The sequence below is a fragment of the Streptococcus sp. OMI870 genome (genome assembly GCF_047460295.1).
Lineage (GTDB): Bacteria > Bacillota > Bacilli > Lactobacillales > Streptococcaceae > Streptococcus.
The window spans coordinates 631572-654397 of sequence record NZ_JASHGM010000001.1; the positions used below are offsets into that span (position 1 = coordinate 631572).

33 protein-coding genes are annotated in these 22826 nt (G+C 39.1%); 2 read left to right on the forward strand and 31 right to left on the reverse strand.

Annotated features, from left to right (window positions below; genetic code table 11):
- Positions 1–36 precede the first annotated feature (36 nt).
- Together QM968_RS03140 and QM968_RS03145 are read right to left on the reverse strand one after the other, a co-directional pair.
- Complete coding sequence (locus tag QM968_RS03140; protein ID WP_049515494.1) at positions 37–669, reverse strand: DUF421 domain-containing protein; 633 nt, start codon at positions 667–669, stop codon at positions 37–39.
- Positions 666–1118, reverse strand: coding sequence for a DUF3290 family protein (locus QM968_RS03145; protein WP_414382163.1), 453 nt, complete (start codon positions 1116–1118; stop codon positions 666–668). The genes QM968_RS03140 and QM968_RS03145 overlap by 4 nt, the downstream gene beginning before the upstream one ends.
- A 135-nt stretch (positions 1119–1253) precedes the next feature.
- Between QM968_RS03145 and QM968_RS03150 the strand changes: the two genes are divergently transcribed.
- A complete protein-coding gene (locus QM968_RS03150; RefSeq protein WP_414325163.1) occupies positions 1254–2081 on the forward strand; it encodes an exodeoxyribonuclease III in 828 nt (275 codons plus the stop codon).
- Positions 2082–2091: 10 nt separating this feature from the next.
- Entirely contained in the window at positions 2092–2478 is a 387-nt protein-coding gene (locus tag QM968_RS03155; RefSeq protein ID WP_003014423.1) for a bleomycin resistance protein, read from the forward strand.
- A 191-nt stretch (positions 2479–2669) separates the two neighbouring features.
- Here the strand turns inward: QM968_RS03155 and QM968_RS03160 are convergent, their stop codons facing one another.
- The 29 genes from QM968_RS03160 to QM968_RS03300 form a co-directional block, all read right to left on the reverse strand.
- Positions 2670–4637: a peptide ABC transporter substrate-binding protein gene (locus QM968_RS03160; protein WP_414382166.1), complete on the reverse strand. Its 1968-nt coding sequence runs from the start codon at positions 4635–4637 to the stop codon at positions 2670–2672.
- 264 nt (positions 4638–4901) lie between these two features.
- Positions 4902–5525, reverse strand: coding sequence for an endonuclease III (gene nth / locus QM968_RS03165; RefSeq protein WP_315375136.1), 624 nt, complete (start codon positions 5523–5525; stop codon positions 4902–4904).
- Between the two features lie 105 nt (positions 5526–5630).
- A complete protein-coding gene (locus QM968_RS03170; protein WP_414325159.1) occupies positions 5631–5939 on the reverse strand; it encodes a hypothetical protein in 309 nt (102 codons plus the stop codon).
- Between the two features lie 21 nt (positions 5940–5960).
- A complete protein-coding gene (locus QM968_RS03175; RefSeq protein ID WP_414325158.1) occupies positions 5961–6653 on the reverse strand; it encodes a 5'-methylthioadenosine/adenosylhomocysteine nucleosidase in 693 nt (230 codons plus the stop codon).
- Positions 6654–6677: 24 nt separating this feature from the next.
- A complete protein-coding gene (gene macP, locus QM968_RS03180) occupies positions 6678–7013 on the reverse strand; it encodes a cell wall synthase accessory phosphoprotein MacP (protein ID WP_009732494.1) in 336 nt (111 codons plus the stop codon).
- An 11-nt stretch (positions 7014–7024) separates the two neighbouring features.
- Positions 7025–7570: an NUDIX hydrolase gene (locus QM968_RS03185; protein ID WP_129822257.1), complete on the reverse strand. Its 546-nt coding sequence runs from the start codon at positions 7568–7570 to the stop codon at positions 7025–7027.
- Positions 7571–7579: 9 nt separating this feature from the next.
- On the reverse strand, positions 7580–8959 hold the full coding sequence (glmU, locus tag QM968_RS03190) for a bifunctional UDP-N-acetylglucosamine diphosphorylase/glucosamine-1-phosphate N-acetyltransferase GlmU (RefSeq protein WP_414382169.1): 1380 nt from the start codon (positions 8957–8959) through the stop codon (positions 7580–7582).
- 103 nt (positions 8960–9062) lie between these two features.
- Positions 9063–9503 carry an ASCH domain-containing protein gene (locus QM968_RS03195; RefSeq protein WP_414325154.1) on the reverse strand — a complete coding sequence of 147 codons (441 nt, stop codon included), beginning with the start codon at positions 9501–9503 and terminating at the stop codon, positions 9063–9065.
- Complete coding sequence (locus QM968_RS03200; RefSeq protein ID WP_414382172.1) at positions 9445–10347, reverse strand: putative PEP-binding protein; 903 nt, start codon at positions 10345–10347, stop codon at positions 9445–9447. The genes QM968_RS03195 and QM968_RS03200 overlap by 59 nt, the downstream gene beginning before the upstream one ends.
- Before the next feature lie 41 nt (positions 10348–10388).
- Complete coding sequence (locus QM968_RS03205) at positions 10389–11117, reverse strand: GNAT family N-acetyltransferase (RefSeq protein ID WP_314837023.1); 729 nt, start codon at positions 11115–11117, stop codon at positions 10389–10391.
- A 7-nt stretch (positions 11118–11124) separates the two neighbouring features.
- Complete coding sequence (locus QM968_RS03210) at positions 11125–11604, reverse strand: NUDIX hydrolase (RefSeq protein WP_414382176.1); 480 nt, start codon at positions 11602–11604, stop codon at positions 11125–11127.
- Between the two features lie 40 nt (positions 11605–11644).
- Complete coding sequence (locus tag QM968_RS03215) at positions 11645–12250, reverse strand: DUF6707 family protein (RefSeq protein WP_414382179.1); 606 nt, start codon at positions 12248–12250, stop codon at positions 11645–11647.
- A gap of 59 nt (positions 12251–12309) precedes the next feature.
- Positions 12310–12861, reverse strand: coding sequence for a hypothetical protein (locus QM968_RS03220; protein ID WP_414382182.1), 552 nt, complete (start codon positions 12859–12861; stop codon positions 12310–12312).
- 14 nt (positions 12862–12875) lie between these two features.
- Complete coding sequence (locus tag QM968_RS03225) at positions 12876–13472, reverse strand: SMI1/KNR4 family protein (protein ID WP_414382185.1); 597 nt, start codon at positions 13470–13472, stop codon at positions 12876–12878.
- A 64-nt stretch (positions 13473–13536) separates the two neighbouring features.
- Complete coding sequence (locus tag QM968_RS03230) at positions 13537–13896, reverse strand: hypothetical protein (RefSeq protein ID WP_061563723.1); 360 nt, start codon at positions 13894–13896, stop codon at positions 13537–13539.
- A gap of 102 nt (positions 13897–13998) precedes the next feature.
- Positions 13999–14928 carry a hypothetical protein gene (locus QM968_RS03235; RefSeq protein WP_414382188.1) on the reverse strand — a complete coding sequence of 310 codons (930 nt, stop codon included), beginning with the start codon at positions 14926–14928 and terminating at the stop codon, positions 13999–14001.
- A gap of 87 nt (positions 14929–15015) precedes the next feature.
- Positions 15016–15414 (reverse strand): NTF2 fold immunity protein, encoded by a 399-nt coding sequence (locus QM968_RS03240; protein ID WP_414382191.1) that lies wholly within the window; start codon positions 15412–15414, stop codon positions 15016–15018.
- A gap of 83 nt (positions 15415–15497) precedes the next feature.
- The gene (locus QM968_RS03245; protein WP_023022572.1) at positions 15498–16238 is read right to left on the reverse strand and encodes a hypothetical protein; all 741 of its coding nucleotides are present in this window, start codon (positions 16236–16238) and stop codon (positions 15498–15500) included.
- A 161-nt stretch (positions 16239–16399) separates the two neighbouring features.
- Positions 16400–17095 carry an SMI1/KNR4 family protein gene (locus QM968_RS03250; RefSeq protein WP_414382194.1) on the reverse strand — a complete coding sequence of 232 codons (696 nt, stop codon included), beginning with the start codon at positions 17093–17095 and terminating at the stop codon, positions 16400–16402.
- A gap of 27 nt (positions 17096–17122) precedes the next feature.
- Positions 17123–17686: a hypothetical protein gene (locus tag QM968_RS03255; protein ID WP_414382197.1), complete on the reverse strand. Its 564-nt coding sequence runs from the start codon at positions 17684–17686 to the stop codon at positions 17123–17125.
- 27 nt (positions 17687–17713) lie between these two features.
- Entirely contained in the window at positions 17714–18025 is a 312-nt protein-coding gene (locus tag QM968_RS03260) for a hypothetical protein (RefSeq protein WP_414382200.1), read from the reverse strand.
- A 98-nt stretch (positions 18026–18123) separates the two neighbouring features.
- Positions 18124–18564 carry a hypothetical protein gene (locus QM968_RS03265; protein WP_414382203.1) on the reverse strand — a complete coding sequence of 147 codons (441 nt, stop codon included), beginning with the start codon at positions 18562–18564 and terminating at the stop codon, positions 18124–18126.
- A gap of 103 nt (positions 18565–18667) precedes the next feature.
- The gene (locus QM968_RS03270; protein ID WP_414382206.1) at positions 18668–19141 is read right to left on the reverse strand and encodes a hypothetical protein; all 474 of its coding nucleotides are present in this window, start codon (positions 19139–19141) and stop codon (positions 18668–18670) included.
- A 48-nt stretch (positions 19142–19189) separates the two neighbouring features.
- Entirely contained in the window at positions 19190–19708 is a 519-nt protein-coding gene (locus QM968_RS03275; RefSeq protein WP_414382209.1) for an Imm26 family immunity protein, read from the reverse strand.
- A gap of 98 nt (positions 19709–19806) precedes the next feature.
- On the reverse strand, positions 19807–20544 hold the full coding sequence (locus QM968_RS03280; protein ID WP_414382211.1) for a hypothetical protein: 738 nt from the start codon (positions 20542–20544) through the stop codon (positions 19807–19809).
- Positions 20545–20707: 163 nt separating this feature from the next.
- Positions 20708–21097 (reverse strand): Imm50 family immunity protein, encoded by a 390-nt coding sequence (locus QM968_RS03285; protein ID WP_414382214.1) that lies wholly within the window; start codon positions 21095–21097, stop codon positions 20708–20710.
- Between the two features lie 74 nt (positions 21098–21171).
- Positions 21172–21798: a hypothetical protein gene (locus QM968_RS03290; RefSeq protein WP_414382217.1), complete on the reverse strand. Its 627-nt coding sequence runs from the start codon at positions 21796–21798 to the stop codon at positions 21172–21174.
- Between the two features lie 31 nt (positions 21799–21829).
- On the reverse strand, positions 21830–22390 hold the full coding sequence (locus tag QM968_RS03295) for an immunity protein (protein ID WP_414382220.1): 561 nt from the start codon (positions 22388–22390) through the stop codon (positions 21830–21832).
- A complete protein-coding gene (locus QM968_RS03300) occupies positions 22387–22794 on the reverse strand; it encodes a hypothetical protein (protein ID WP_414382223.1) in 408 nt (135 codons plus the stop codon). The genes QM968_RS03295 and QM968_RS03300 overlap by 4 nt, the downstream gene beginning before the upstream one ends.
- Positions 22795–22826: the final 32 nt, after the last annotated feature.

Consider the following 22826-nt stretch of genomic DNA (forward strand, 5'->3'; position numbering starts at 1 on the left):
GAAAAAAGATTGGACATGCTCGCCCAATCTTTTTTTCTAATAAGTCACAACATTGATTTTTCCTTTGTCATACTCAGCAATGAAAATATCCAAAACGTTGTCATAGCCTTCTTTTTCCAATTCAGCTAGCAACCACTCTTCACTTTTCCCAATTGTTTCCAAAATTTCAAGCTGAACCACACCATCCGTAATGATTGGGTATTTAGGATTTTCATCCCCCGCACGGACAACGATCATTTGACCGTTTTGTTCAATGACAGCTCGTTTCACTCCCTTTAATTGGAAAATTCCTTGTGAACGCAATTTCAAGGCAACGTCTGAAGCAGAAAGTCCCTTGGATCGACAAGCTTCCGGATCAAGCTTCCCATTTTTGATAATGACAGTTGGTTTGCCATCGATCAAGTGCTTCATAAAACGGACATTGGTATTGAGCCATTTTAAGAGTAAGATCAAAATAGTCCACATCAAGAGAATCACAATGTATTGAAGAATAGTAATGGAGCTATTGTAGATGACCCCACCAATAATTCCCCCAAGAACAAAGTTCTGTATCTGGTCTACTGCAGAACTTGGTGCTAAGTTTCCTTTCCCGGTCACATTGATTACAAATACCAAGGAAATCAAGCCGATAGCTAATTTAATCAAAATGGCTAAAAAATCTACTGTCATTTGTTCACCTCCACAAGTTCCACGTCTGTTTTATACAGATCCATCTTTTCTAATAGGTAGCTATCTGGGTCAGAGCCTGCGATAGCTCGGTAATAAACCTCTCCAACCTTCAGGATCGCCCCATCTGTGGCTGCTGAAGTATTGACATAGACATCTTCTTTTTTGACATCCAACTCCTTTGAGATGACCTCAATAAAATGGAGTGAGAGTTGGAACTGATCATTATTACTTTGGCTATTTTGGAAATTGCTGATACTGATCAAGACCACTGCCACCAGAGTTAAAATGGAGATAATAGATAATTCGCGGAATTTGCTATCGTGCTTCTCCCGATAGGCTTTCACCGCAAAAAAACCAGTCAGAAGAACAAGCAAGCCAGATATCCCAATGGTCACCCAGTTTTGCTGGCTGATCTGACCCAACACATAGTTATAAGAGTAAAATTTCATAAACAACTCCCTTTTTCCAAATGAATTCAAGCTATTATAATAGATTTCACAAGAGATTTCAAGGCATTGTGATCAGAAAATCATTAAAATTTTGTTATAATAAAACTATCAATTATGTCAAGAAAAGGAAACACAATGAAACTCATTTCATGGAATATCGACTCGCTTAATGCTGCATTGACCAGTGATTCAGCACGCGCTAAACTCTCTCAAGAAGTCCTTCAAACCTTAGTCGCTGAGGATGCAGATATCATTGCCATTCAAGAAACCAAGTTATCCGCTAAAGGACCTACTAAAAAACACCTCGAAATTCTTGAGGAACTCTTCCCTGGCTACGAAAATACCTGGCGCTCTTCTCAAGAGCCAGCTCGCAAAGGCTATGCTGGAACCATGTTCCTCTATAAAAAAGAACTCTCCCCTATTGTGACTTTCCCAGAGATCGGTGCTCCTTCGACCATGGACTTGGAAGGCCGGATCATTACCCTGGAATTTGATGGCTTCTTTGTAACACAAGTCTATACTCCTAATGCCGGTGATGGCCTCAAACGCCTAGCAGAACGCCAAGTATGGGATGTCAAATATGCTGAATATTTGGCTAACCTAGACAAAGAAAAACCTGTCCTTGCTACTGGAGACTACAACGTGGCCCACAAGGAAATCGACCTTGCTAATCCAGCCAGCAACCGTCGTTCACCAGGTTTCACAGACGAAGAACGTGCAGGATTTACCAACCTTCTAGCAGCAGGCTTTACAGATACCTTCCGTCACCTTCACGGCGATGTCCCTGAGCGCTATACCTGGTGGGCACAGCGCAGTAAAACCTCAAAAATCAACAATACAGGCTGGAGAATCGACTATTGGTTAACCTCAAACCGCATTGCAGATAAGGTTACCAAGTCAGACATGATTGACTCAGGCGCACGCCAAGACCACACCCCCATTGTCTTGGAGATTGAATTATAAGGATTTTTTTATGAACTACAATGCAGTCATTCCCGAGTTTATGGTTTCAAATATAGAACAGTCCCGTTCCTTCTACTGTGATTTACTGGGTTTCACCATCGAATACCAGCGTCTAGAAGAAAAATTTCTCTTCCTGTCTCTTGAAGATTGCCAGCTCATGCTTGAGGAGGGAACAAAGGATGAATTAGCTGAACTAACCTACCCATTTGGTCGTGGAGTCAATATCTCCTTTGGTATAGAGGATGTCCCTAGGCTCTATCAGAAATTGTTAGAAGCCAACTATCCTATTCATCGCCCATTGACCAAAAGAAAATTTCGTGTTGACGACCATTATATCTATCCTCATGAATTTGCAGTTTTAGATCCAGATGGCTATTTTTTAAGATTTAGCGAATAGAATGATCATCACCCATCTATGAGCTATACCCAAAAATCTATTTTTTTGAGTCCAGTTCAATAGCGGGTGATTGATTTATCTTTCATCTTAAAGAATGAGACAAACTAACATTCGAGACCTAAAAAAACCGGAGCCCTCAGATGAAGGCTCCGACTTTTTTTATCCTCATTGATGGAACAATGATTGTTTTTTTATTTTTTCTTCTCAATATGATCTTTGAGATCTTCTTGAGCTTTTTTATTGGATTCTGCTTTTTTCTTCAACCATTCTTCTTTGGCCTTGTTAAAGTCTTTTGCAGTGACAACATCTTTGGACATTTCAAGGTATTTGTAGAAGGTTCCTGTTCCTTTTGTACCAACCCATGAAGCAGCACGGCTGTATGGCACAGTACGTTGGAGCATTGGAGCACCACCGTTTGAAACAGTTGGAAGCGTAATAGCGCTATCTGTCAGCCAAGCTTGCGCCGCTGCATATTTTTCATAGCGTTTTGCTTGATCCAACAACTCAGCATCTGCGTCTTTCAACATGTTGGCGTATTGATCCAAACCAACTGCTGCAATCGCAGGGTTGTTTGAACCAGCATCAATACCAAGGTAGTAGAAGACAGAACCATTTACAGGGCTGATACTTTCGAGGTAAGTCGATGGGTCTTGGTAGTCAGGGGCCCAACCACCGCCTGAGATATCGTAATCTCTCGCAGCAGCTGTATCACTGAAGTAGGTAATATTTTGGAAATCGTCATCCGATACCTTTTGAAGATCTACAACGACATTATCTGCACCAAGCGCTGACTCTACAGATTGTTTGAAGGAGCTTGCTTGTTGGACCATACTATTGTCCACTTGGCTGACAATGTAGTCCAAATGAATTGGGAATTGAACCCCTTGTTTTTGCAATTCAACTTTGGCTTTCGCAAATGAAGCTTTAGCTTTTTCAGGATTGTAGAGGCTTGTTTGACCGTCGTCCAAGCTTACATCCTTCCATTGATCGCCATAAGTGACCAATTGTTTTTCAACGACTTTACCAAAATCTTCTCCATTGACTTGGACATAAGTTGGTGGCACCAAGGTACTCCGAAGGGTCTTCTCAGCCGCATCAGAACCTGAGACTTGTGCCGCATAGGATTTGCGGTCAAAGGCGAAGTTCACTGCTTGACGGAAGTCCTTGTTCAAGATTGCTTTCTTGGTAGAGGCCTTTTGCTCGTCTGTTGTTTTAGCGGTATGATCATACTTCTGACGGTCCAAGTTGAATCCAAGATAGTAGGATGTTCCCAACTGCAAACCATATACAATGTTGTCGCCAAAGTTTTTCTTGACACTCTTATACGTTGAGCTATTTGGCATAACAGATGCAAAGGAATATTGACCTTTTTCAAAGTTCTTAATGATTGCATCTGGGTTTGATCCGTCATTAAAGGTCAATTTGACATTATCAATATGGACATTTTCCGCATCATAATAATCTTTGTTCTTGACTAATTCAATTTCAGATTTTGAGGTCAAAGATTTCAAGTAGAATGGACCATTGTATAAGATGCTGCTAGGTTTCAAAGAACCAAAGTCTTTTCCTTGAGATTTCAAGAAATCAGCGTTGACCGGGAAAAGAACACCAGAGGTTGTTTTTGAGTTCCAGAAGCTTTCTGGACGGACCAAAGTATATTGGATGGTGTAGTCATCTAAGGCTTTAACCCCAACTGTATTAAAGTCTTTGGTTTCCCCTTTTACATAGGCATCCAAACCTTTGATCGAATTTTGAATCAAGAAGAGACCTTCTGATTTCGATTCAACAGCGTGTTTGATCCCTGTCACAAAGTCTTGAGCCGTAACAGCCCCATATTCTTCTCCTTCGCTCGTATACCATTTGGCATCCTTACGAAGTTTGTAAGTATAGGTTAATCCATCTTCAGAGACAGTCCAATCTTCTGCTAGACTTGGTACAAAGTTTCCGTATCGGTCATTTTCAAGAAGACCATCGACTAGGTTACTTGTGATATCTGAAGTTGTTGTACGAGTTGCAGCGATATAATCCAAGGTATTTGGGTCGGCTGAATAGACAAATGAGTAGGTTGCTTGATTGCTACTACCACCGCTACATGCTGCTAAAAGAAAGGCACCTGCAACAGAAACTCCTGCAAGAGCTAACAGTTTTTTTGCTTTCATCACTATCTCCTTATGTTAGATTTTCTATCATTATACACTATTTCTTAAAAAAAACCAAATCTATTTTAAAAAAGTTCGCTATTTCTGAATGAATATAATAAGATGTCAAGAAAAAGCATCTTGAAATCGATCTCAAAGAAGCTAGATAGGCGAGTCTAGGTGCCTACCACCACAGATTTGCAAAATTTCATCTTTCAATCCTTTTAATAAATATACGTTTACGTAAAAAAAGACCCCCGCTGGTCTATGCGGAGAATCTCCTCTTTAATCAAAATGATAGAGCTGTGGGTACTGATCACATTCTGGATTTTTAGGATGGCAAATAGCCCGTCCAAAATAGATCATGGCCTGATGAGCTGGTAACCAGCGTTCAGGAGGTAGGACGTCCATGACTCGCTTTTCCACTTCTAATGGGGTTGCTGACTTCTTGACAATGTCATGGTGCTTGCAGATGCGCTCCACATGCGTATCGACAGCAAAGGCGGGAATTCCAAATCCCACACTCATGACGACATTTGCTGTCTTACGTCCTACTCCTGCCAGGCTTTCTAACTCTTCACGAGTCTGAGGCACCTGCCCATCAAAGTTGTCCAACAATTGTTGGGCACATTTTTTGAGAAACTTAGCCTTATTGCGATAGAGGCCTAATTTGGAAATGTGCTTAGCGATAGCTGCTTCACTAGCTGCTGCCATGGCTTGTGGGGTTGGAAAAGCCGCAAACAAACCTGGTGTCGCTTTATTAACAGCTGCATCAGTCGTCTGAGCAGAGAGCATGACTGCCACTAATAATTCAAAATGATTACGAAAATCTAGACTCGGTTTCGCATCTGGAAAAAGGGCGATAATTTCTTCAATCACATGACGTGCTCGTTTTTTTGATAAGACCATAACTTCTCCTTTACATTACTAGAATCTATTATAGCATGAAGGACCGATAGAGGTTAAAGAAATGGCTTCACAAAAAGGACTCGTCCTTGGACAAGTCCTTTTCGATTAGTCTAAAAAATGAGTATGCTTGGTAACCCATTGGGTAACCTTGATATTTAACCAGAACACATAGATCCCAAATGTAATGATGGTAAAGAACCACCATTTAATCCAATTTCCAAACAACTGCATGGCTGTGCCGTCAAAGTACTGACGACGACCATCAATCACGGTATGCTTGATCTTCCAGTTATACAGTATGCACATGCCCCAAGGAGCACAAATACCTAAGGTCAGTACAGTAATAAGAGTTGCTAATAAAACATGGCCAATATATGAAAACAGGCCTCCATCAAAATATGATTCACGATACATTTTCAATCTCCCTATCTTTTTCTATACTAATCTCTTCAAGAAAGTAATCAAGGTTTGAGCAGAGCGCTCGCCAGCCTGAATGATAAATTCATCAAAAGAGATATTGGCTTCGTGATCGGCCGTATCACTCATAGCCCGAATAACCATGAAGGGACGGCCAGCTGCATGAGCGGCCTGAGCAATGGCTGCCCCTTCCATCTCAACTGCCAAAACTTCTGGGAAATGCTCCCGAATCCTTGCGACTTTTTCCTCACTAGCAATAAAGCTATCTCCAGTCGTAATGAGACCCACGTGCGTTGCAGTAGCTTCTTCTTCCAGTACTTTTTTCATTTCCGATACAAAATAGCGACTAGATTCAAAATAAAGCGGTTGGCTGGCCATCTGGCCATACTGGTAGCCAAAAGCAGTCACATCCACGTCGTGATAAGCCAATTTATCCGCAAGAACAATATCGCCAACAGCTATTCCTGGGGCCAGAGCACCTGCAGAACCCGTATTGATAATGGCTTCCACTTTGAAATCATTGGCTAGGACCGCTACACTCATAGCAGACATAACTTTTCCGATGCCACTTTCAACTAAAACGACTTCATGGTGACCGATTGATCCCGTATAGTATACTTTTCCAAGACGCAGATGTTTTTCCCCATTTTTAAGAGCTTCGACAAGGATCTTTAACTCCTGTGGCATGGCTGCAATAATTCCAATTTTCATATCATTTTTCTCCTTGTGACGATCTTACAGACGCCAAATAGCAATAATCAAGACAATGAGGAGCACGATGATCCAGAACAAAATCTTATTAAGTTTGGATTGGAGAACACTTTGTTTTTGTTCCTCAATTCGACGACTCTTTGTTACCGTTGGCTCCACTTGGATCTGCAAGGTATCCTGCGAATAACGCTCTTGTGGGCCTTGGCTTCGACTTTCTCTGACGGGACGTTCATAGCCAAATCCTCTGTGGTCTGTTCGAAGGATCTTCGTCTCTTCGTTATCTAGCATCTTAGGGCCCGAGATCTCCTCGCCACGCCTCGCTCGTTCAATCATTTCATCTGTTAATAAAGGTTTTCCCATTGGATCCTCCTCTATTTATTGGATAATTCCCAGTACTGAATCGCCATAATGGTCTTGGCATCACAGATCTCGCCAGCTTGGATCAAGTCTTTAGCCTCCTTCAAGGTCACTTCTAGCAGCTCTAAGGTCTCATCTTCATCTTGAGGGCGAGGATTTTCCACTTTTTTCAAATTGGTCGCAGCATAGAGTTTGATCCGCTCGTTGCAAAACCCAATGGCAGAATAAAAATCATACAACAACTCTAGATCCGCTGTGTAACCAATTTCTTCTTCCAATTCACGCAGAGCAGCTGCTTGAGGATCCGCATTTTCACCCTTTTCCAACTTCCCTGCAGGGATCTCTACAGAAGTTCTCTCGATCGCCTTGCGGTACTGCTTGACCAAAATGGTCTTGCCCTCATCTGTGATCGGTAAAACCGCTACTGCTCCATTATGAAAAATCAAATCACGCTGCGCTTGACCTTTCCCGTCGGGCAGTTCCACCTGATCTGTGACCACTTGAAAAATCGGTCCTTGATAAATCTCCTTGCGCTCAATGGTTTTTTCTTCAAATTGCATGAAAACCTCCTATTTATTTTTAGGATGATGAGGAAGGCGAGTCGCGTACTCATCCTTATTGACTTGACGGCCACGACCAATTGCAATCGCATCTGCTGGTACATCCTTGGTAATGGTGGATCCAGCACCTACTAGGGAATTGTCGCCTAATTCAACTGGTGCAATGATGGTCGAATTTGAACCAACAAAGACATTGTTGCCAATAAGAGTCTTGTATTTATTTTTGCCATCATAGTTGACGGTGATGGTTCCTGCACCAAAGTTAACGTTGCTACCAACTTGGCAGTTGCCAATGTAGGTCAGATGACCAGCTTTGGTATTCTCTCCGATAGACGAACCTTTGACTTCGACAAAGTTTCCAATATGGACATCTTTGGCCAGGCTAGAACCAGGACGAATATGAGCGTATGGTCCTACTGTCACACCATCTGCTACCGTGCTTTCTTCAATCATAGAGTTGGTGATGACAGCACCTGCACCGATTTCACTGTCCACAATATAGGTTCCATTGGTTAAGACGGCTTCAGCCCCAATTTTTGTGTGCCCTTTTAGGGTAACATTGGCTTCGATTTGCACTTCTGGTGCGATCTCAACATCGACATCGATATAGGCTGCATCCGGATTGACAAAGCTCACCCCATTGACCATGTGGGCTTGGTTAATGCGACAACGCATGATGCCTTCTGCTGTCGCAAGGGCCACGCGGTCGTTAACCCCGAGACTTTCATCAAAGTCTTTGAGCGTATAGGCTCCAACTTTCTCTCCTGCTTCTCGGAAGATCCCAATCACATCTGTGATATAGTATTCACCTTGGGCATTGTTGGTATTGATATTCTTCAAAGCTTCAAAAAGACGGGCATTGTCAAAGACATAAGTCCCTGTATTGATTTCTTTGATTTGTTTTTCAAAATCTGTCGCATCTTTTTGCTCGACGATGCGAAGCACTTCCGCGTTGTCATTACGAACAATCCGGCCATAGCCAAATGGATTCGCTGCTTCGGCTGTCAAAATCGTTGCCACATTCTTGTGGTTGATATGGAAGTCGATCAAGTGTTTGAGACTGTCACCCGTAATCAAAGGAGTGTCTCCTGCAATGACGAGGGTATGCCCTTCAAGGCCTTTCAAGACTGGCTCTGCCATCATAACCGCATGGCCAGTTCCCAATTGTTCGGTTTGTTTGACAAACTCTGTTTGTCCCACTAAGACTTGCTCTACCAATTCCGCCTTGTGGCCCACAACTGTTACAGTCTTTTCAGGTGAGATGGCTCCAACACTACGGAAGACATGCTCCAACATAGAGATCCCTGCAACCTTATGAAGAACCTTGGGCAGATCTGATTTCATACGGGTACCTTTCCCCGCTGCTAAAATAATGGCATAATTTGGCATAACATTTCTCTTTTCTGTACAATATCGCTTACATTATACCATTTTTTAGCCCTTTTGGAAAATAAGACCAGATCAAAAAACTCTCCGAAAAGGAGAGCGTGTTCTATAATGGATAAACCTTGCGAAATTCTTCTAAAACTACCTTGCTGTCAGGTGTAAAAACCAGACCTGCTTCTCCAAAGCAGTCTTTGAAAAAGTCTTCATGAACCTGACGCCAATAAGCTAGAGATTTGTCTCCCTCACCTTCCTTATAGGCATGGTCGGCTGACACTTGATGGAAGGGCTGAACAGAAACCTTTGTAATTTCAATAATGCAGACAGCTTGATCATTACTGTCTAAAACGACATCAAAGGTTCCTTCTTGCGGAAGGGGTTCGTTCTCTAGTGCGTATAGATTATAGGCTGAAGCTGTTGCTGTTTTTTCGCCTTTAAAGACCAGTTCCGCTAAAAGCTCTGGATCCACTCCAAAGGCCCAGGCGTCTATCTCATCTCCGATAGAGGGGTTGATTTGCTTGTAGGCATTCCACATTTCTTGAGGTGTCATAAGTTCTCCTTTGTAATTTTTTACTTTCTTCTTTTATATGTTTAAGATGGTCTGGATGGTCAATTTCTAAATCAAAAATCTCTGGAATAGAGCTGTAATGGAGAATACATTCGATACCCATCTGATTCATTTTTTGTATGAAAGAAGGATTCAGATAGCCTGCTACAGCGAAATCAATCTTGTTCTTCTTTGCTTCATCCTGCATCTGTCTCAACATATCTAACATAATTGGACTTTCCATATCATGCCATTGACTGTTTCTCACAGTCGCAAAAATAAAAGAAGTTAAATCATTCATTCCAACTACAATCTTTGAAATGCCCATTTCTAGTATCCTGTCCAAGTCGAAATAAGCTGATGGTAATTCAATCATCGTGCCGACTTTCCCGGTATAACCATACTGACGCAATACTGTAATAGCTTGTTTTAATTGTTCGGCATCATTGACAAAAGGAAAAATAACAGACAGATTGGGATTGGTTTGAAAAACTTCTGTAACAACATTTGTCTCAGCCTGAAATTCATCTGGACATGCCAATAAACGCCTAGTCCCTCTATATCCAAATAAGGGGTGGCGTTCGTCAAAATACTCTTTAGTCCCGTCTAGACTATTTGCTTCTGCATTTGTTAACTCTGAAAAGCGATACCAGACTTCTTCATCTGAGTACAAATGACAAATAGTGTCTAGATAATCTTTCACAAATTGCTGGCAATTTGGTAATAGTATGTTTTGGTTTAGTTCTCTCAACAAGTATTCCCCACGAATCAAGCCGACGTGGTGCAATAAATGGGGATAAACTTTCTCAACAATTTTTTCGCCACTAAGAGCTAGTTGATTTTGCATGTTCATTCACCTCGTCTTAAAAGATACAATATCAGATATCATTATATGACACTTTCCTCTAGTTCAAAAGCTTCATAAGGTTCAACTAACTCATATCCTAAAAATTCTGCTACTTTTTTGGAAGCCTCGTTATGAGCATCCCAAAGTGGAAACATATCTCTATTTAAACTCTCTAGAATCATTGCAGCACCAAGCTTTTTGGCAAATCCATTTCCTTGTTCGTTTGGTCTAGTTGCAACTTCCACTTCAACTGCTTCACGGTAAACTAACCCTGAGGAAATCCCAGCAATCACTTCATTATTTTTAAGAATCACAAAGCCAAATCCACCTTTTAAAGCAAAATCCTGGTAGGACTCAAAATCCCCCTGTAAATCTTGTGACCATTCTTCCTCAGAAAGGCAGTTATAAATACGATTATCAATAGGTACAATATTGCAACCTTTCTCTAACTGACTAACTAGATCATTTAGAAATTCAACTTGAAAATTTGCCTTATCTTTAAAAGAATAGCGAGTAAAAGAAATTAACCCAACTTGCCGATGCAGAAAATCTTGCCACTTAGTGTCTTCTGAAATAATAATCTTATAATCTAAACCATATTGCCTAACAAAATCTTCCCAAAATCTGGAATCTAACTCCCCTGCTAGGTATAAAAAATTCCCAATATCATAAAAAATCGTTGTCCTATCACTGTTTTGATAAACAGTCCCGATTTGAGATTTAAGACCATAGAGAACCATATATTTCTTCCATGTTTTAAATAGTTCCATTTTCCCTCTATTTCACCTTCCAATTCTTATAGCTTGTCCGTTCTAATTCTGGAAATCCTAATAACTCTGCCTTCACCTTTAATACTAAAGGCGAGGCATTTTCTTCGGTAATCCGCTCAAGAGGAAGCCAAATGGCATTTGCTGAATCATTACTTCCATCAAGAACTTCATGAGGAAGGGATTTTTGAGAGCTCTCGAAATCGAGCACTACATCATAAAAGGCCATGATATGATGTACAGCGAAGTCTTCCCCCTCTTCTTGAACCAGCACGTCATAAATCCTAGGATTTAAGTAACGGCTAAGAGTATAGCCCGTCTCTTCTAGAACTTCTCTCTTAAGGGTTTCTGTCAACCCCTCACCGAGTTCCTGACTACCACCCGGTAGATCAAAACGATGTTGATAGGGGCCTCTTGTTTTTTCAATACAGAGCAGTTTCCCCTCTTGAAGACAGACTCCGTATACCCCAAAGTGATTTTTGATTTCCATATTCTACTCTTTTCTAAAAGTCCAAGATTGCTAACTCACCTTATCCTTTAAAAGGAAAAAGGCTATAAATTTCATGCTCCTTGATATACTTCTTTAGTATCTCCATATTCTCTTCGATTTTTGTCTGGATATCTGTCTCTTCACAAATTGACTCATCAATAAAAAGGTGAATCTTCAATAAATCTGTCAAGTATAGCAAACGGCGTTCCATTTCCGATTCAGGACTTGAAGCTTGCTCGATTTTTGCAAGCTTTTGCTCCAAGCTATCACCATTCAAAAATCTCTGATGAACTCTCCTTCTTATTTTTTGAGTGGATTCCTCCCCTTGTTCTAATGGAGATAAAAGGAGTTTTTTATAGACGATTACCTGATTTTCTTTTTCTCTTTCCAGATAGGCCAATAAACCCAGAGAGCTATCGACAAAGGTCCAGGTGTTATAATTCCCTTCAAATGGAACTTGTATGATACGATCTAATAATTCCTTAGCCATTTTCTCTTGACCATCCAGATAAAGTAAATAGGCCAGATGATTCAGTGATTCGAGATAACTAACTTGGGTCTTCTTATTCTTTTTGGGGACCCGGTTTAAATACAATACTAACTCGACATCATTTTCAATCTCTTCGATTAGTTCTTTCACATTCATTTCTTTTCTCCTATCCAATTCACTTTTTGTTACTGAGAAAGGCTTTTCTCAGGTCAATCTTACCGAAGTAGATATTCTTTCGCTGTCGCTTGGACGTCTGGGGAAAGGTAGCGCTCTATCAAGTCACCTGTCCCTACAATATATTCCTCCAGAGGGACATCTTCTCTTTGATTCCAAAAATTTGAAAAAGCGAAATAGAACTCCAAAAACTCCGTCAAACTTTCGCTGAGTTTGTAGAAATTAGGATCTCCAGGACTGCCCACGTAAACTGGAGAACTGTCATCTTTCATATCACAGAAAAGAATATCATCTGTATCTGTAGTAGCGAATATCTGGTATTGCCCTTCACTAAACTGAAGAATATCTTGTAAGGCCCAACATTCGACTGTCCTTGCAGGAGAATCTAATGCCAACAAAATGATATTAAAATTTTGATTAGCAAAAAATAAATCCTCATTGAACACTACATGTTGATAATAATCAAGTAATTCTCCTGTCAAATCTGAGGACTGGATCCTTAATTTTTCGTTTGAAAAACTCACTGGTTGGGGAATAAACGTTGTTTCCTCATAGAGTTTAATGATCTTTTTTAATACAGTCACTACCGCCATTTTTCTCTCCTTGGTCATTCCTCTTCCGTCTCCTTTAAGAATTCAATCCATATCTTTAGATCTGGATTTATGTCATGCGCTATCTCAGCATGCTTCCTATAATCCATATCCAAGTAGCCTTGTTCATTCCGGAAAATAATACCTTGTTCATAACAGTTTTTAAGAGCTGTTAGCATAGATTCTAATGACCGGTATTCGACCTGGGCCTCTTCTTCAAATACATAAAAACCAAGGATTTGCCCCTGACCTTCTGAAGCTAGGTTCATGGCATAAAAATCTCCCCCTCCGCTGGCAAAAATTGGGAACCAGCATTGATTCCAAGTAGAAGTCTTCCTCAACTCCTGATAGGTCTGGATACTTTCTTCCAGAGACATCAAATAGAAACCAGAAAAAAATGCCAGCTCACCGAGTGTGATTCCCTCACTATCTTTTGATCCGTTTCTCCAAGTATAAAGGGTACGCAAGTCCTGAGTTGGCTGCAATGGGATTTCCTCAAACAATTCTTGAATCTGTTGGAAAGATATACCCGGATTTAGATAGTCTAAACAAGAATGATCTAGCTGTTGGAGACATTTTTCGATCTCATTTAATAATTGGGTGATCATTTCCATTTGTTCTCCTTGCCTTGTAAATCATTAGAGACGAGTTCCTTCGTCCCTAGAAAAGAGCTTGCGATTATTCAATCCCATCCTCTTTATTGTACTCTATCATGCATTTGACCGCATATTCTACCCATTCCCAAAAGTCATTAAACTCTTTCCGTTGCTCCCAGCCTTCGGTAGCAAAGTCATGAATGAGTTGGACCTTATTGCCCTTTCCTATTTCAAAACAAGCTGTATCATCACAATCTCCTCTTTTAGCAAATGGAATCAACTTTCTGCTTGGGTACCTTTCCTGCAATCCCTCATACAAAGATAGGGCCCATTCTGAATCCAACAGATACCAACAATCAAAATCAACTAAATTGAGTTCGATACATTTTTTAAAAGATTCAGGATACTGAAATATCCTTTCGTCCAGTAAATAGTTTTTCATTAATTATCTCTTTTTTTGTTACTATTGAAATATCACTCCCTAAAGAGGATGTTTCTTATACATTGATACTACTATAAATCGATTGCTCATCATTTCACACTGCTACTCTATGATTGTGCCAAGTATCATCTTATTTTGCCCGGATATCTGAAATTCATCCATCAAATAGGGTAAAAAGTCATCAAGCAAGGGATGGCTAATCCCGTCGATTGGGAATCCTCTTTTCTGACGTTCTTTTAATAAAACTAAGATTTCGATTGGGAAATACTGCCATAGTAAGGTATTGAATTCCACTAAATGACTGTCTTTGGTGTTCGCTAAATGATAATCACACATGGATATAATTGTTTCTCTAAAAATAGCCACATCCTCTGAAAAAATAGTTTCCATAACCTGTTTATAGGCATCATTCACATTATGATAAGGATTGGAGTCCAAAGGTTTATATTTAGCATCACAGGTATTTTCGAGCAAGCTAGCTAACCGGTCGCCCTGTCCATTTCCATAAAGAAAAACGACTAAAGGCAATAAACTCTTGGCTGAAAAGAAAATAACTTTTTTCCCTTTTTCAACTTGGGCTTCTTTAAAATAGGCTAATTTATCAATTAAAAACTCTACATAAGTATCATCTAAATAGGCAAGGGCAAATAAGATAGTCAAACAAATATCTGTATCAAAGTTTGAGCCCCCTTTAGCTAAATATTTAGCAGAAGCCATATCTGCCATTACAGAACAAAAACAGCCATTTAGCAAAGATTGATAGGTTTCAGAGGTCTTGTTTTCAATGAACTCAGAAACCAAAGTATATGGTTTAATAGCATGAACCATCCGTACATGTTTATAGGAGTAAGTTTCTGTTTTCCCGTTTTCCTCCCAATTGATCTCAAGGCTTTTTTTGCCTGCTTTTAATGCTTCTAAAATTGCTTTAGTAGTAAAAAGCTGTGCTTTTTCAAGATCAAAATCTCTCGCCTTTAGCACTTGATTTTTAATGGTTGTTAATTTCCTTTTTTGATTTGAAAGTGTTTTATTCATATTGACCTCTAAAATTTCATTTCTTACACTTAACTACCACTTTTTTTGAAGGATATCTCTTCCTGCATTCCTATACTATCCAGTATTTCACAAAGAAGAATTGATCCACTTCCCTTCACCAAGCCATTCTTTCTTATCAATCCACCATTTCCCCTTTTGAAACACCATTTGAAAACGATAGAGGGTTTCTATACCAGAACGATTCTCCTTGATGTAGAAATAAGCTTGATTCCCGTCATGCTCTTCATCAACGATAGGATGCGTCTCAAATTTGTATTCAAATGGAAAGCGGACTGATAAGGACTCTTCCCTTGCTCTGAGTGTTTTTTTAGATGTACAAAACTGATCAAAAATCGGAGCTAATTCATCCTTCAACATCTCTTTATCAGCTTTGTTTCTTAGGCTCCTAGTGGCCTTTTTCTCCCAAGAATACATAGCCTGCATAAACTGGAGTAAGGTTTCTTTTGCTAGATTCGTATGGCTCATATTTCCTCCTACTTAAACAACGGGACTAAAGTTTCGTTTATTATGAAAACATCGGTCATAAAAAGCTGTATTAAAGGCATTTTTTACTCCTCACGCATGCAAACATGTGGTAACTCTCTTCTAAGAAGTTCCCTTTGCTTTTGATTTGTTCTTCCCGTTGTTAAAAATCGGAGATGTTTCAGACTCTTCAGGTAGCTAACTGTTGATGCGTAGTTAAAAATAGACGTGTCAACAAAATCTAAAAAACGAAGCTCACTAGAGGACTGGATAAAATCCAATTCTGGTAAATTTTTATTTGCTGTAAATGAAAGATAGAGCAACTGATTTAAATCCCTTATAAAATCAAAGTCCGGCAACTTTACACCATAATCAACGTGCAGATAACTCATACCTGTATGAAAAGAAATGTTCTCTATCGTCTCCAAATTTGTCATAGAAGATATCCCTAGAGCTTTCACACAATCTTTCTGGGGTAAGATGATCTTTCTTACTCTTCTAGCCCCAACTAATAAAATCTTTTCTACTTGTTCATATTTTGAAAAGTCTAGCACATCAGATTTACTTCCCATCAAGTAAATCACTCTCGTATTGCTAGGTAACGAAAGCTGATTAAAATCCACATCCTTCATCATATCCTCTGGGTTTTCAACAATGTACTTTTGTCTTAATAAGCGATTGATATCGATGAATTCTTTATAAGTCAATGTTTCGTCCAATAATGGTGCAATCTCTTCAATAGAATGCAGAGGCTCCATTGCCATTAGATTCTCTCTTTCGGAAAATCCTTTTTTAATGATCTCTAAATATTTATCTAAACTGGTCATCATTCACCTCTTTTCATGAATATCATGCTTCGTTTTCTTTGTTCAACCTATCTATTTTTACAATGACACTTTTACAAGAAGAATAAGCAATTGCTTGTCTCAAAAACTAAAATCACGAATCTCAAGAATATTTTTTTCTAAATAAACTTTATCCTGCTTGCTCAATCTCGATCAAAGATAACCTTGACTCTAGCTCTACCCAAATCATCTAGATATTGCTCCAGTTTCGTAATCGACTCCTCCGAATCAGATAATTGAACAAGCAAATCCCCATTGATAGTCATGACATCCTTTGTCGGTAAAAGCATGAGATTCTCAACGCTTGGATCATTCACAATCATTAAGGAAGGGGAATAAATACAGCTTGTGGAGAGGTCTAGATTTCCAAATCGCTCCCTAGCAGACACAAAAATAGATTCCATCCCACCTTGGGCTTTCAGAATAAATTCCCTCTCGAAAAATGCTTCAAAACTGTCATAGATCTCGATGACATCCATAGTAATCCCATCTAAATAATAAACTTGATGACTTTGAATGTTCCCATCTTTCAATCTATAAGCGAATTGATCTCCAATAGCAGACATACCAAAAAAATAGTAGTCTGATGCATAATCTCTCCAGACATCTTTCCATAGCTCATCCGAATTCCAAGAGTCCATCGTGATGGCTTGAGCAGAATCTGTACCAAACAAACGATAATAGCCACCATAAAATTCCAAGCCGTTGGTTATGGAGAGCAAATCCAGGTGAGCTTGCGGAAACTGTCTGGCTTTGAGTTTTTCTAGTTCAAAAGCTGAGGCCCCACTTTCTTGTATAACCAGATCCTCACAACATTTTAAAAAATTCTTCATTTTCATTTGCTTCTCATCTCTCTCTATTTGGCTTTAGCCCAGCATAAATGCTATAAAATCATTTCGATAGGCTTCAGGAAGTTGCTTCTCGACAATAGCATTGATTCCTGTTAGAAAACCTTCTTTATAGTCCGACAAGTCCTCATCAATGTAGATGTTATTCTCAAACTTGGTGATTTCTAGCTTTTTCATCTGACTATAGGTAGACAAGAAAGTAGATAAAGAGGGGCTTAAGCTATAGAGCTTAGAATTTCCAGGAATCTTGCCAAATACAGGACTAAGCTCGCTAGTTAGATCACAAAAAATTGGCTCATCCCCCATCATGTGAGCAAAAACCACATAACTCTCTTTCCAGCTAGGATCCTGCCATCCTTCTGATGCGGCTTTACATAGAGGGAGAGGAATTAGAGCAAGATCATAGGGAGCTCCTATAAAATAAGCTTCTTCATCAAAGTCTAAATGCTGGTAAAAGTCTTTTAGTTGACCAGTCAAAGAAAGCTTCTCTACAGTCAGACAGTCACTAGTAAATACAAGCTCTCCTAAACCCTTGTTTCTATGATAGATTTCTACAAATTCCTTCAACAAATTAAGCATCATGATTGGATTCCTCTCACATTTTTTGGATTATATTTGGCTATTTTCAACTGACAATTGTGCATCATTCTGACCGCTAGCGACAGCCTGAGCCCAAATTCGTTCAAATTCCTCTTGACTAATCTTGATGGAGTCTGATAGATCCAACTCATCTTTTCGACCATCATAGAGTAGAAACCCTACTTCTGGAACATAATCCTGTAGGCAAGAGGAAGCATAAGAGTGCCCATTCAAAACGTTAATTTGTCGACTTGCACGCTGACCAGTAAACTCTGTATAAATAACTCCTAGGCCTGTCATAAACTCACTATTGCCATAATAATAATATTCTTTTTCACACATTAGAACCACCTTTACCATTTGTCTCTCCAAGAATGGCATTCTTTCCTCTTTGCCTCTTTCATCGACTAATTCAATGTTGAGCTTTCACATTATAGAACCTACGGGTTATTAGCCTTATTCTCCAAGACTCTCACTTCTACTTTATCCTCCGCTAAATGGAGATCCAGTACTTTTTCCTGATCTTGAAAGAATAGCGTCAAGTCTCTGGTAGAAAATTCAGTAAAATAAGAGGACAAAAATTCATCCAAAGACTCCATTTGAAACAAGACGTAAACTGGTGAAAACTCCCAAAAAACTAGGATAAACCGACTGCTATTGCCAACAAGACTTTGAATTGACCTACTTAGATCTTTAGTAGTAAGGTCGATAGAAAACTCATAAAGGCAAGGAATCGGAGAATCGATAGGATTCAACTCCCCAGCATACCAAGCAATTTCTCTCGGTTTAGTGGTCAGAAAATGGACATCCTTTATCCCCTTCAAATTCTTGATTCGTCTTTCAACTTTTAATAAGGATAATTTCTTTTTTACGTCACTCATTGTTCTTGTTCTCTCGTTAGCTAAAGGGTGCTTGCTTCATGAAAAACATTTGATAGGTCAGAATAAATCTCTAGCAAAGCCTCATACTTTTAATCATGTTATCTTAAATAGCAAACAGGATCCCTTCAAAATACCCTATCGGCCAATGTCCCATATAATACAAGTTAACAATATTTTCCCAATAAGAGCCTAACGACAAGGACTTTTCTACTAAATATTGTCTAAAAGCAAAGGCCATTCCCATTTTAGCAACATTTGAAAAATCATGCGCTCTGGATACAAACAGGCTTTTATCCATCTCTCTTGCCTTTTGGAATATAATTTGACTAACCCTTTTCATATAATCTACAAGTTCCTCTGGAACCTTAAGATCCCCATAAAATGGATCTTTATCACTCAGCGACGACGGAAGCCAATTCATTTTTTTATATAGATTCTCAAAAGCTTCTTCCGTAGGATTTATAAAAGCTTCATTGACGTTTTTTATAAAGATAACATGATCTATCTGTTCAGTTTCTCCCATTTTAAAAAAGAAATCACTTTTTATAAGACGTTCAATCTCATCATCCCAATTCATCCAGTCTACCTCAATTCTGTCATTTAAAAAAAATATCTGATTTCATAACTAAATGTTGATTCCTCTTGCTTTTAAACTTTCAATAATTCTTTTTTCTAAATGAGAAGAAAGCCAAACTGTCCATTCTTCATAATCCTTGCTCTCCTCAAAAGAAATAAACTTTTCTTGACCATTCTGCCATAATCTAGGCTTTTCATGCGGTAAGGCAGGAAGAAGTAACTGTATTTGAGAAAAATGAGAATCTATTTCGCAGTCATACTTCTCTTCTTGTCCGACTTTCGGCCAACGTTTTTTATATATTCCCAGACCATTTATGGCAATTGGCGGAAATAACCTTCCTGATTGGATGATGTCCTCTATTTCAGGAGACAATCCATTGATTAAAGTAAAAACCTCTATGAGTATACCGCCACCACCTAGATCTTTGATGATTCTACAATAGGCGAATTTTTTATCTTCTCCTAAAAAATCAGACTTTTTAAATCTCTCTAAATCGGATCTATCAGATAAAAACAAAGGAATTGCGAAAATTTCTCCACCGGAAACATTTGCTAATTTATTTACCATAGTTTTTGAGCCTTAATTTTTTGTATTCTATTTTGTTATATTGCCATTTCTTACTATACTTGCTTACTTGCTATTGACAAGTATTTTATGGACAATGGCTAGTTTTTTTGGGTTCGTTCAGCTATGTTTTTAAACTCTAGCTTGCTCACAACCTCATTCTGTTTATCCAACAGATAAAGGAAGTTCCCTTTTGATTCCAGTCTACCAAGTTTGGCCCCATAGTCCATCTCGTGAGCAGGGCAGGATTGAATCAACTGACGGATGCTCTTATCCTTGTGCTCTATCTTCCAAAACAAATCCACCTTATCCAGCTGATGCTCCACTTGAATGGAATAGGTCGTGGATTGGATCTTCTTCCTTTTCCACTCCCAGCTATTTTCATAATCGTTTTTCTCTATTTCATTGACTACATCCTCTATCAAGGAGCAAGGAATGGAGAGCTCCTGAAACACGCGCTTTACCCCTTTTACCAAGGCCTCTAAGAGCAGCTTTTTCTGTTCCAATGGACTCAAGGTTTTATAGCTAGAAAAATCAAATGGGACCTGGACAGTATAGGCACCAAGTAGATTTATGATGGCTGGATGACTAATCGTTTCTACACATTCTACGATGATTTTCCAACAATCCTTGGTCACAACTGGTTTGAAGAGGCGCTCTACCATGGAGGTCATACATTTGGATTCATATACGAACGCTCTTCGCAGGTCTTTCCAATTCTGTCGATAGTCCTCAATTCTAGCTTCCTCGTAAGTTAGCGCAGCGGAGTCCATCAGCTCCTCAATCCTCTGTTGATTTTCCACATAGGGCTTATCTAATTCAAAATACTGTAACTTCATATTCGTGGTCTCGTAGTTTTTTCTTGTAGAAAGGTTTAGCCTTAGGTCAAGGTCTAATGTTTGTGCTCTTCCTTCACTTTTTCCCATAGTCGTGGTGTCCCTCCTAGCAATGGAGGATTCTTTGATCATCCAGAATCTCCGCAAATAAGCTAGGAATACATCTTTAAGTATCAATCTTCACAGGACCAATCTCAGCAATTCTAATAAGGTCAGAAGATCCTGATAACATCACATCATTTTGGTTTTTAAAATTGAATTCAACCTTATTCTCTAAAAAAAGCAGTTCCAGTTGACCATTCACCTTATGAATCCCCTTAGAATAAAAATGGATTTCATCTAAATTAAAAAACTCTAAATTAATTTTTATAGCATTAAATGCACTTTTCTGCCACTTTTCAGGGAAATTAGTTGGCAAATCAAATAAATAAAAGACAAGATCTAATTTGTAATCGTAACATAATACAGTATCAAGAAATACATTCTTCAATTCCAAATCACCATCAAACAGATGAATAATCTTTTCCCCGCCCACTGCTTTTTCAAACCATTTCACAATATGAACTCCTTTTTTAAAAATGAATAAAAGTCTTGTTTTTAAGAGTTATTGTTTCGCTCTTTTAGGAGATTTTAGAATAGACTGACCCTCCTGCCGTCCTTTCCTTTGGATACATCATCAATGATTGTATTTATATGTACTTCATTAAATTGACGAGAAAAGTCTACAATTTTCTGGCGATTCTGTTCTGGATATAGATAAGATGCAGCCAAAATGAACATAAAAGGAGCGATTGTTCCTCTTATATTTTCCAAATAAACATCCTTGGTGATAAAGGTCATGATCTTCTCAAAATCGTCATCTTTCAGCACAATCTTTCTCATATAGAGTGCTGCACAAGCGCCAGCAGCTTGCAAAGAGTTATTCGATTCCAAGGACTCATAAACAAAAGACAAGTTCTCTGTTTCTAAATTTTCTAGATAAGCAATCGCTACTGCTAGAGAGCGGTAGGTTACGGGTGTTGGAATATCTCTCAGCAGCAACGATTTGAGATAGGGGACTTCTTCTGTGCAATCCGTTGCGGCCATGGCGTAGAGTAAGTACATTTGTGATTCCCATGATTTAGGTTTTTCCATCTCGCCTTCCAAGGCTTGATGCAAAAATGGTCCATATCCTTTTAGTTTACCCTTTAAAATTTTATTCGCAGCTTTTTTTACCAAGGGCGTACGTCCTGAAGTTAACTCATCTACATAGTCCATTTTTAAATCCTCTTTATATTTCCATTTGAATTTACTGTTCTTTGTTCAGGATATGAAAGAGATCATCTCTTAGTACAATTCCATCGTCTTCTATCAAATAGGCCATGTGCTCCCAGAAAGGCAATTCTTGTTCAAGGGGCTTTTCCAAGGCAAGTACTTGGTTCTTCAAATTTGCTGCAATCTCTTCGACTTCATCTTGCTCAATCTCATAAAACTTTGCTTTCAAAAGAAAGATGCCTGATAGAAAAAGTGAATAAGAGGAAACAAAAGCTTGCAAGGAAGAGTTGACATAAATCCTCGCTTCTTGAAAAACTTCCCTTCCTTCTTGATTACAAAGTAAAAAGATTTGCTCCTCTTCTCCAATCACAAAAAATCCTAAAAAACACTGGCCAACAAGCCTATAACTCTCTTTATTTTTCCTTAGTTCGACTAGTTCGTCACCTGCTTTAACAAAAGAAAATCCCATTTTGGAATAATCCTCTAAATATGCCAAAAGGTTGAAACGAACCTCATCCAGACGAAATGGTTTCTCCTTTGTAGATACCACACAAAAGCCTTGCTCCTTGACTAATTCATCAATAGTGACTGTCATTTTTCTATCCGATCTCCTAGGTTATTTTCACCCAATTTTTTTAACTTCCAAAGTTTGATAGCCGCATCTTTTCTGAGTCCCATAAAGAGGTTTGCTAATGTTAATGCATCCTCTTTTTTATAGACTTGAGAACTAATACTGGCCCATCCATCTTGCAGGCATTCAATTTTTAAATAGAAATCTCGCTCTTGTCCAAGTTTCCCAGTTACATCATCTATTTCATAAGAAGCGGACAGCAAAGACACTGAGATAAAGTCCCCCGGTCTTCGATACATTCGCATGACGGATTCTTTCTGATTAAAAGAGTGGATATCCTCTTTTGTTTCAGCTCTATCACGATCGGATAAAATCACCCACTCCCTATCATCCTCTGATGAATAAAAACGCCATTCTTTCTCAACCATATCCTGCTCCATCTTCTAGTACTTCTCTTGTT

Coding starts and splice junctions, on each gene's coding strand:
- QM968_RS03215 (WP_414382179.1), bottom strand. CDS start 12,250: ATGAATGTGAAAGAACTAATCGAAGAGATTGAAAATGATGTCGAGTTA.
- QM968_RS03290 (WP_414382217.1), bottom strand. CDS start 21,798: ATGGACTATGTAGATGAGTTAACTTCAGGACGTACGCCCTTGGTAAAA.
- QM968_RS03250 (WP_414382194.1), bottom strand. CDS start 17,095: ATGAAAATGAAGAATTTTTTAAAATGTTGTGAGGATCTGGTTATACAA.
- QM968_RS03150 (WP_414325163.1), top strand. CDS start 1,254: ATGAAACTCATTTCATGGAATATCGACTCGCTTAATGCTGCATTGACC.
- QM968_RS03195 (WP_414325154.1), bottom strand. CDS start 9,503: ATGACACCTCAAGAAATGTGGAATGCCTACAAGCAAATCAACCCCTCT.
- QM968_RS03280 (WP_414382211.1), bottom strand. CDS start 20,544: ATGAAGTTACAGTATTTTGAATTAGATAAGCCCTATGTGGAAAATCAA.
- QM968_RS03160 (WP_414382166.1), bottom strand. CDS start 4,637: ATGAAAGCAAAAAAACTGTTAGCTCTTGCAGGAGTTTCTGTTGCAGGT.
- QM968_RS03240 (WP_414382191.1), bottom strand. CDS start 15,414: ATGAGCCATACGAATCTAGCAAAAGAAACCTTACTCCAGTTTATGCAG.
- QM968_RS03170 (WP_414325159.1), bottom strand. CDS start 5,939: ATGTATCGTGAATCATATTTTGATGGAGGCCTGTTTTCATATATTGGC.
- QM968_RS03210 (WP_414382176.1), bottom strand. CDS start 11,604: ATGGAAATCAAAAATCACTTTGGGGTATACGGAGTCTGTCTTCAAGAG.
- QM968_RS03200 (WP_414382172.1), bottom strand. CDS start 10,347: ATGCAAAATCAACTAGCTCTTAGTGGCGAAAAAATTGTTGAGAAAGTT.
- QM968_RS03205 (WP_314837023.1), bottom strand. CDS start 11,117: ATGGAACTATTTAAAACATGGAAGAAATATATGGTTCTCTATGGTCTT.
- QM968_RS03295 (WP_414382220.1), bottom strand. CDS start 22,390: ATGACAGTCACTATTGATGAATTAGTCAAGGAGCAAGGCTTTTGTGTG.
- QM968_RS03225 (WP_414382185.1), bottom strand. CDS start 13,472: ATGGAAATGATCACCCAATTATTAAATGAGATCGAAAAATGTCTCCAA.
- QM968_RS03155 (WP_003014423.1), top strand. CDS start 2,092: ATGAACTACAATGCAGTCATTCCCGAGTTTATGGTTTCAAATATAGAA.
- QM968_RS03265 (WP_414382203.1), bottom strand. CDS start 18,564: ATGAGTGACGTAAAAAAGAAATTATCCTTATTAAAAGTTGAAAGACGA.
- QM968_RS03275 (WP_414382209.1), bottom strand. CDS start 19,708: ATGGTAAATAAATTAGCAAATGTTTCCGGTGGAGAAATTTTCGCAATT.
- QM968_RS03255 (WP_414382197.1), bottom strand. CDS start 17,686: ATGATGCTTAATTTGTTGAAGGAATTTGTAGAAATCTATCATAGAAAC.
- macP (WP_009732494.1), bottom strand. CDS start 7,013: ATGGGAAAACCTTTATTAACAGATGAAATGATTGAACGAGCGAGGCGT.
- nth (WP_315375136.1), bottom strand. CDS start 5,525: ATGGTCTTATCAAAAAAACGAGCACGTCATGTGATTGAAGAAATTATC.
- QM968_RS03145 (WP_414382163.1), bottom strand. CDS start 1,118: ATGAAATTTTACTCTTATAACTATGTGTTGGGTCAGATCAGCCAGCAA.
- QM968_RS03230 (WP_061563723.1), bottom strand. CDS start 13,896: ATGAAAAACTATTTACTGGACGAAAGGATATTTCAGTATCCTGAATCT.
- QM968_RS03220 (WP_414382182.1), bottom strand. CDS start 12,861: ATGGCGGTAGTGACTGTATTAAAAAAGATCATTAAACTCTATGAGGAA.
- QM968_RS03235 (WP_414382188.1), bottom strand. CDS start 14,928: ATGAATAAAACACTTTCAAATCAAAAAAGGAAATTAACAACCATTAAA.
- QM968_RS03185 (WP_129822257.1), bottom strand. CDS start 7,570: ATGCAATTTGAAGAAAAAACCATTGAGCGCAAGGAGATTTATCAAGGA.
- QM968_RS03140 (WP_049515494.1), bottom strand. CDS start 669: ATGACAGTAGATTTTTTAGCCATTTTGATTAAATTAGCTATCGGCTTG.
- QM968_RS03300 (WP_414382223.1), bottom strand. CDS start 22,794: ATGGTTGAGAAAGAATGGCGTTTTTATTCATCAGAGGATGATAGGGAG.
- QM968_RS03260 (WP_414382200.1), bottom strand. CDS start 18,025: ATGTGTGAAAAAGAATATTATTATTATGGCAATAGTGAGTTTATGACA.
- QM968_RS03175 (WP_414325158.1), bottom strand. CDS start 6,653: ATGAAAATTGGAATTATTGCAGCCATGCCACAGGAGTTAAAGATCCTT.
- QM968_RS03245 (WP_023022572.1), bottom strand. CDS start 16,238: ATGACCAGTTTAGATAAATATTTAGAGATCATTAAAAAAGGATTTTCC.
- glmU (WP_414382169.1), bottom strand. CDS start 8,959: ATGCCAAATTATGCCATTATTTTAGCAGCGGGGAAAGGTACCCGTATG.
- QM968_RS03270 (WP_414382206.1), bottom strand. CDS start 19,141: ATGAATTGGGATGATGAGATTGAACGTCTTATAAAAAGTGATTTCTTT.